The organism is Ectobacillus sp. (assembly GCF_056992975.1).
Map to the genome: position 1 here is coordinate 1 of NZ_JBXKMX010000054.1, position 7,190 is coordinate 7,190.

The window sequence follows — 7,190 nt, forward strand, 5'->3', positions numbered from 1 at the left end:
GCGTGCCTACAAGTACAGTTATATTTCCGCCAATGATAGGAGCACGAATACTGTGAGAAAAAGCTGGATAGTCATGTTGCGTTGCATATAATGTAAGTGATCTAGGAATAAATAGCTGCTGTAATGCAGATAGGGAGTTAGGATGAACGGTAGTTGTACCATATTCCTCCGACATCGGTCCATGAAAGGTTATCATTTTGGCCTGCTGAATCATGACTGCATGTAAATAAGTGATATCGCTGTATCCCCAAAAAATTTTCGGACGTAGAAGCAGCGGGGTAATATCTAAATGAGGAAGTAATCGTGCGCTTCCATATCCACCTCTTGCACAGAAAATTGCCTTGACGTTAGGATTTTCGATAGCATGTTGTAAGTCATTTATTCGCAAATCATCACTTCCAGCTAAATACCCATCTTGTTCAAAAATATGACGCCCTAATTGAACATCTAGACCGAGTTGCATAAGATAGTGTTGCATCAAACGTACCGCCTCTTCTTTTACAGGACTTGCAGGTGCAACAATTTGTACGGTATCTCCTCTAGTAAGAGCAGGTGGTTTGTTCATGGAATCATCCTCCCTCTTTGCAATATATGCAGAGAAAACACGGATTTTACTATGAACAATAGAAGGTAAGTTTATACAAACAAAGGAGGGTCTTCATGGTAGAAACAAGACTAACCAGTATGCTTGGTATAAAGTATCCGATTATTCAAGCAGGAATGGCTGGATCTGTAACAACGGCAGAACTGGTGGCGGCAGTGTCAGAGGCAGGGGGCCTGGGTACACTTGGTGCAGGATATATGAAACCAGATGTTATTCGTAGGGCGATTGCTGACATACGTGAACGTACATCAAAGCCATTTGCTGTAAATTTACTAATTGCAAGAAGAAGATTATTAGATAATCAAACCATTGAAAATGGAAAGCGTTTACTTCGTCCTATGGAAGAACAACTAGGTGTAAAAGAGACGAATGCAGCTATACAAGAAGAGGATTATCACGAGAAGTTAGCAGTATTAATTGAAGAAAAGGTTCCTGTTGTTAGCTTTGCTTTTGATATTCCGTTTGTAAAGGAAATGCGAGCACTTAAGAAAAATGGCACGCTAGTAATTGGGACCGCCACAAATGTACGAGAAGCAAAGGTGCTTGCTAATATTGGTGTTGATGCAATTGTAGGGCAAGGCAGCGAGGCAGGAGGACACCGCAGCACGTTTCTTGGTTCGGAGCAGCATTCATTAATTGGAACAATGGCTTTGATTCCACAAATTGTAGCATCCATTCCTTCTATGCCGATTATCGCAGCAGGCGGGATTATGGACGGGAGAGGCCTTGTTGCAGCTTTAGCCCTAGGAGCTGTAGGGATACAAATGGGAACGGCATTTTTAATGTGTACAGAGAGTGGTACGCATCCGGTTCATAAAGAAGCAGTCTTACATAGTCATGAACGGAGTACGGTCGTTACAAGAGCATTTTCAGGACGCTATGCGCGTGGAATTGAAAACGCATTTATTAAGAAAATGCAAGGGGAAGAGCAGGATCTCCCTCCTTATCCGATTCAAAACTCTCTTACCTCTCCGCTTCGAAGTGCAGCCGCCCAGCAAGGTAACGGCGATTATATGGCACTTTGGGCAGGGCAGGCATCAGCGCTCGCGAAAGAGCGAACAGCGGCTTCGTTAATTGAGAAAACGATGGAGGAGGCCAGAAAGAGAATTGTAGAATTAAAGGGATTTGGGTATTAAGAGAGAATTGGAAAGCTGATTCTAGAAAAATTATTTAAAAAAAGGAAACACATCAAATGTTTCCTTTTTTTATTTTCCTTCATAAAATTGCTGAACGGCTTTGTCAATATATATCCAGCCTTTCCATCCAACATGAATCGTATCTTTCATGAAATATGGATCATATTCATGAGATGAAAAGTCAGCAACAGCAAATCCTGATTGTACAATTTGATTTTGTACTTTTTGGTAATAGGATTGGCGCCGTTCCTTTGGAAATTTTGCATAGTCGTACCACGGCCCGTTTACAGGAACGGAGACGAATAATGCTTGTGCATGTTTTTGCTTCAATAAATCTAGTACCATTTGTAAATCGTTATATTCGGGTGATACATCGTACGATTCATTTGCACGGTAGCCTTTTAATTGTGGTAATTTTGGAGCAATTTTATCATTATAGTAATCGTCGACTATACCGTATTCATTTGACTTTGACTCGCTTTTTCCCGATTGTTCGGCACGATGTATGAGTTGATCCCATGAAAGACTTTTCAAATGGGGATCCGTATTTGGTTTGTGCCCGTAAACGGCAACGAGAGAAAGTACAAAATCCTTTCGTTGTAAAATGCTTCGGTATATGTATGCTAGTGGTTTCGCAATTTTTGCTTTCCATGTGTGTACGGAGTCCGTATACACGATCCCTTCTAGCATTGTTGTAAGCAGGGAGTCTTTTTTTACTACTTCAAAGGCAAGCAATCTCCTTGCAGCTTGCTTCTTAAGTATAGGATCTAATGTTTGATTAAAGAGAAAATCGTAGGCTTGAATGGATGAAAAGTTTGGCGAAAAATGTTCTTCACTTAATCCTTCTGCTACAAACCATTGCGGAGAAAGAATGAAGACAATCTTTTTTCCTTCTAATTGATTTGCATTTGCTGCAAGACTTAAGAAATGGGTAAGCGACTGCGTACCACCACGACCAATGAGAAATGGCGTAAATCCATCAGGATTTACGCGAAAGTAGTTTGACGGATGGTATACATCTAAGCGAGACAGCTCCGAGGAGCCGTACATCGGAAGATAGTTCGGATTCTCTAGCATTTTCTTTTGCAAATCTATTCCTTGAAATACGTTGGTACTTAAAGAATTTGCGGCTTCTTCCACTTTCGTCTTGCTTAATAGAGATTGAAGGAATGAATTGGGAAGAAGTAGTAAAGTGCAAAAGATTAGGAATGCAAGAAGAATCGGACTAAACGTCGGTGTTTTCATTTTAGCCCTTCCAATTTTTTTATAATTAAGTTAGGTGTAGCCCATTCATCACGGTCAAAATCAGAAATGGATACTTCAATATTTAAACGTTCTTGAATTTCTACTAGTAAATTAACAGTTCCAAATGAGTCAAGAATGCCTTCTTCAAATAGAAGAATATCTGGGTTTTCCTTTACAATATCGTTTTCACATACTTCTTCAAGAAGCTCTAATACTTGGTCTTTAAAGTCATTCATAGTTACAATCTCCTTTTTCTTCATTCATAATACTCAGTTCTAGGAAAAATATGTTAAATAATCTTGCCTGAGAAGATGAGAAATCCAAAACATACAAAGTGGAACGTAAGCACAATCGAAACGGCATAGGTTAGTTTGTTGTTTGGCCAGAACTTGTGCTTCTTGTTTAAACGTTCAAATACATCAAACAAAATAATAAGGAGGGCATGGTATAGACCGTAAATAATATAATTTGTGTGAAGTCCGTGCCATATTCCCATAATGAAAAAATTTAAGAAGAAACCAAGATAGGAAACGACGTATCGGTTCTTAATAATCTTTTTCTTGGTCATGAGAAAAACAAAGCGCATATAAATATAATCACGGAACCAGAAGGATAAACTCATATGCCAGCGATTCCAGAAATCCTTAATATTACGACTAATAAATGGCTTATTAAAGTTTTCAGGGGTCTTAATGCCCATGAAATAACTAACCCCAATTGCAAAGGCACTATAACCAGCAAAATCAAAAAATAGATAAAAACTGTACGCATACATATATATAAGTACCGATGTAAAGGAGTGCTTCATAACGAAATCCGCATGAAGAACATACTCGTTAATTAAATAGCCAATAATGAATTTATATAGAAATCCTTGGAAAATACGATTGATACCAATGTAGAGAAGTTCCGTATACTCCTTGGATGACGGTGTTTTTACAACATCTTTTTGAAAGCGACGAAATCGATCAATTGGACCAGATGTAATGGTTGGAAAGAAGAGAAGGAAACGAAGGAAGTCATAGAGCGATAATTCCTTGATTTGTCCATCTCTTATTTCAATGATCATTTGCACGGATTTAAATGTTAAATACGAAATGCCAAGAAAGCCAATAGTGCTTAATGGCTGTAGAATGGGTACGACTTTCACTAGTAAAAGTGGCAATATCGCAAGCAAAGTAGCAAGATAAAACGTACTTGTTTTGTTATTTCGCTTACGAAGCGGTAAATAACTCTTTGCAAGTAAGACTTGCCATATCGTATAGAAAATGAGCGAAATGGCTTGCGTTGGTTTATTTGCAAAAATAATAGCAAGTATAATCACCGTAATGATAGAGTTGTACGTCCGCAGTGATTTCCCGCGTAGACCAGCTATGATGGTAGGTGCAAGTAAAATCAATATAATTACAAAATAAGTAAATGTTGCATACGGAATCATGCTGTAACCTCACTCAACAATTTTTTTCGGTCGATTTTTCCGTTTGCTGTCATTGGTATACTTTCGCGATATATAAATTTTCGCGGTATCATGTAGTTTGGAAGAAAGGATGCAGTCTCTTTTTTAATGGCTGATGTGAGCTGATATTCCTTTTCAAACGTATGCTTCTTTGGAATTACTACTGCTAATAAGTGGTCGTATGTATCTCCTTTTTTTACAGGAATTACAACGGCTGATTCAACATAGCTACTTGTTTGTAGTTGATGTTCAATTTCCTCTAGTTCCATGCGGTAGCCGTGTAGCTTAATTTGAAAATCCAAGCGACCATGAAAAAAGAGACGCCCGTTTTGCATATGTCCGGCATCACCAGTCTTGTAAGCACGCTCACCGCCTATGATTGTAAAGGATTTATTTGTTAAATCAGGGCTGCCTAAATATCCGGTGCTCACGCTCGGTCCATTTATTATAATTTCTCCCTGTTCTCCTTCTTTAGCTTCAGTGCCGTCTTCTTTCATAATAAATATTCGGCTATCTGATTTACAGTATCCGACAGGAAGAGCGGTATACTTACTTAAAACATCATCTGTTATTTCTATGCTTGTAACGGCTACTGTTGTTTCGGTTGGACCGTATGTGTTAATGATTCTTGCTTTTGGAAACCGTTCCTTTAGCTTGCGGGCAGTGTCGTTAGAGAGTACTTCTCCGCAAAAGAGAAAGGTGCGGATGTTCGGTAGCATTTCTTCGGTAAAGCCGGGCTCCATCAGGCATAGTTGCGCGAACGATGGCGTAGACGTCCAAACTTCTATTTGAGAATTTTTAAAGGACGCAAATAATTCCTTTGGTTTTGCAATCATATCCTTATCAATAGCCCACAATGTGCCACCTGTTGTTAAGGATGAATACAAATCCATTACTGAGAGATCGAATGAAAACGGTGCTTGGTTTAAAAACACTTGCTTTTTTGTAATTGGAAAATCCGATTGCATCCAGCTTACAAAACTTTGTAAATTACCAAGAGTAATTTGAACACCTTTTGGGCTTCCCGTGCTGCCAGATGTATAAATAATATAAAACGTATCCTCTTCTGTAACTTGTAGTGAGGGATTTGCAGCTTTTCCTTTATAGGTAGAAAAAATTGTTTTTATTTCTTCCTTTTGGACTGTCTGAATAGCAACATTAGAAATTACAGTATCTGTTGCTGATAAGAATAGCTTTGCGCCAGAATTCGTAACAATATGGTGAATTCGATCTACAGGGATGCTGTAATCTATTGGAATATATGCATGTCCAGCCTTTACACATGCAAGAAACATTACAATCATTTCTGGCTGCATATGCCCGTGCACAATAATTGGCGTTGCATCCTTATGACGCTCAGCTATCCAATACGAAAGTGCATCCGATTGTTCTTTCAACTGACCATATGTAATAGACTTATCTCTCCATACGAAGGCATTTCGGCTTGGCTCTGTTTGTTCCCAATGTTCGATTTCTTCGAAAACATTCATGTTCTTTACCCCGCTTTAAAACTCATTGTAAATATACGTACTTGAATTTGTATCTTTAAATCCATAAAGTCCTAGAAGAGCTAGAAGAATGAATAAATAATAGAGGGTTTTGACTACCCACTGCGTCAGTGGACGAGACCACATACTTTGAATCGCTTTCATAAGTTCCTCCTCATTTACCTGCTGCGCAATAACTACTGAAATAAGGTTCATTTCTGATAGTATCACTCTTACAGTAAAAAGAAAATCCTTTCGTCTTTCAAATAGCCATACATTACTAGCATATTTCATTAATTTTTCCATATGGAATTAGAGAGGGAAACACTAAAAATAATCAGAAAATAGTATAGTACATTCTGCTTGAAATGTATATGTTAATACAAAAAAATGACTGGTGAAAGTGGGGAAGTGTGTGAGTAATTTCCATTATATTATTGACAAGCAAAAAATAGTAAATTGGAGACGGCATTTGCATAGCCATCCAGAGCTTTCTTTTCAAGAACATCAAACAGCACAATTTGTCTTCGATACATTACAGTTGTTTCCTAATTTAGAAGTCGTTCGCCCGGCGGCAAGTAGCGTTATGGCTATATTAAAAGGAAGGGGGAAGGGAAAAACGGTTGCACTACGAGCCGATATGGATGCCCTTCCTCTCCAAGAGGAAAATAATGTGAGCTATGCATCTAAAATAAATGGTGTTATGCATGCATGTGGGCATGATGCACATACTGCTATTTTGCTCGGGGTAGCTGACATTTTAACAAAGCATGCAGATTCCTTAGAGGGAGAGATTCGTTTTCTATTTCAGCACGCAGAAGAGCAATACCCAGGCGGAGCGGAGGAAATGGTGCAAGCTGGTGTAATGGATGGAGTAGATGCCGTACTAGGGCTCCATATGATGTCCGGTTTGCCGACAGGGAAGATTGGAATTGCTTATGGTCCGATGATGGCAGCGCCAGATGTGTTCGATATTATAATAGTAGGAAAGGGGGGGCACGCAGCTCATCCGCAGACATGCATTGACCCTATAGCTATTGGTGCACAGCTTGTAACGAACCTACAGCATATTATTTCTAGAGGGACGGATGCTTTTGATCAACGTGTACTTTCCGTAACACAATTTCATGCCGGAACAGCCGATAACATTATACCAGAACGTGCACATATTATGGGTACCGTCCGTTCATTTAAGGAGGATCTGCGCCGTGATGCAGAAACGAAAATTCGGCAAATTACAAAGGGGATTGCGGATGCGCATG

General features: G+C 39.2%; 8 protein-coding genes. 2 read left to right on the forward strand and 6 right to left on the reverse strand.

Features of this window, described 5'->3' with window-relative positions:
• Positions 1–565: S66 peptidase family protein (locus AC11ZT_RS02465; RefSeq protein WP_484058087.1), on the reverse strand; the 565-nt coding region annotated here is incomplete at its 3' end.
• 95 nt (positions 566–660) lie between these two features.
• On the opposite strand from AC11ZT_RS02465, the gene AC11ZT_RS02470 reads away from it, so the two are divergent.
• A complete protein-coding gene (locus AC11ZT_RS02470) occupies positions 661–1,740 on the forward strand; it encodes an NAD(P)H-dependent flavin oxidoreductase (protein ID WP_484058088.1) in 1,080 nt (359 codons plus the stop codon).
• A gap of 69 nt (positions 1,741–1,809) precedes the next feature.
• Here the strand turns inward: AC11ZT_RS02470 and dltD are convergent, their stop codons facing one another.
• The 5 genes from dltD to AC11ZT_RS02495 are packed head-to-tail and all read right to left on the reverse strand — an operon-like array spanning position 1,810 to position 6,093.
• Positions 1,810–2,985 carry a D-alanyl-lipoteichoic acid biosynthesis protein DltD gene (gene dltD / locus AC11ZT_RS02475; protein WP_484058089.1) on the reverse strand — a complete coding sequence of 392 codons (1,176 nt, stop codon included), beginning with the start codon at positions 2,983–2,985 and terminating at the stop codon, positions 1,810–1,812.
• The gene (dltC, locus tag AC11ZT_RS02480) at positions 2,982–3,221 is read right to left on the reverse strand and encodes a D-alanine--poly(phosphoribitol) ligase subunit DltC (RefSeq protein WP_484058090.1); all 240 of its coding nucleotides are present in this window, start codon (positions 3,219–3,221) and stop codon (positions 2,982–2,984) included. Before dltC ends, dltD begins: the two co-directional genes overlap by 4 nt.
• A gap of 53 nt (positions 3,222–3,274) precedes the next feature.
• Positions 3,275–4,423, reverse strand: a complete 1,149-nt coding sequence (gene dltB, locus AC11ZT_RS02485) for a D-alanyl-lipoteichoic acid biosynthesis protein DltB (protein ID WP_484058091.1) — start codon at positions 4,421–4,423, stop codon at positions 3,275–3,277.
• Entirely contained in the window at positions 4,420–5,931 is a 1,512-nt protein-coding gene (gene dltA / locus AC11ZT_RS02490) for a D-alanine--poly(phosphoribitol) ligase subunit DltA (protein ID WP_484058092.1), read from the reverse strand. The genes dltB and dltA overlap by 4 nt, the downstream gene beginning before the upstream one ends.
• A gap of 15 nt (positions 5,932–5,946) precedes the next feature.
• On the reverse strand, positions 5,947–6,093 hold the full coding sequence (locus AC11ZT_RS02495) for a teichoic acid D-Ala incorporation-associated protein DltX (protein ID WP_484058094.1): 147 nt from the start codon (positions 6,091–6,093) through the stop codon (positions 5,947–5,949).
• Positions 6,094–6,343: 250 nt separating this feature from the next.
• Between AC11ZT_RS02495 and AC11ZT_RS02500 the strand changes: the two genes are divergently transcribed.
• Positions 6,344–7,190: amidohydrolase (locus AC11ZT_RS02500; protein WP_484058093.1), on the forward strand; the 847-nt coding region annotated here is incomplete at its 3' end.

What these genes read in the sequence shown, in the direction of transcription:
- AC11ZT_RS02470 (WP_484058088.1), top strand. Translation starts at nt 661, where the DNA reads ATGGTAGAAACAAGACTAACCAGTATGCTTGGTATAAAGTATCCGATT.
- dltD (WP_484058089.1), bottom strand. Translation starts at nt 2,985, where the DNA reads ATGAAAACACCGACGTTTAGTCCGATTCTTCTTGCATTCCTAATCTTT.
- dltC (WP_484058090.1), bottom strand. Translation starts at nt 3,221, where the DNA reads ATGAATGACTTTAAAGACCAAGTATTAGAGCTTCTTGAAGAAGTATGT.
- dltB (WP_484058091.1), bottom strand. Translation starts at nt 4,423, where the DNA reads ATGATTCCGTATGCAACATTTACTTATTTTGTAATTATATTGATTTTA.
- dltA (WP_484058092.1), bottom strand. Translation starts at nt 5,931, where the DNA reads ATGAATGTTTTCGAAGAAATCGAACATTGGGAACAAACAGAGCCAAGC.
- AC11ZT_RS02495 (WP_484058094.1), bottom strand. Translation starts at nt 6,093, where the DNA reads ATGAAAGCGATTCAAAGTATGTGGTCTCGTCCACTGACGCAGTGGGTA.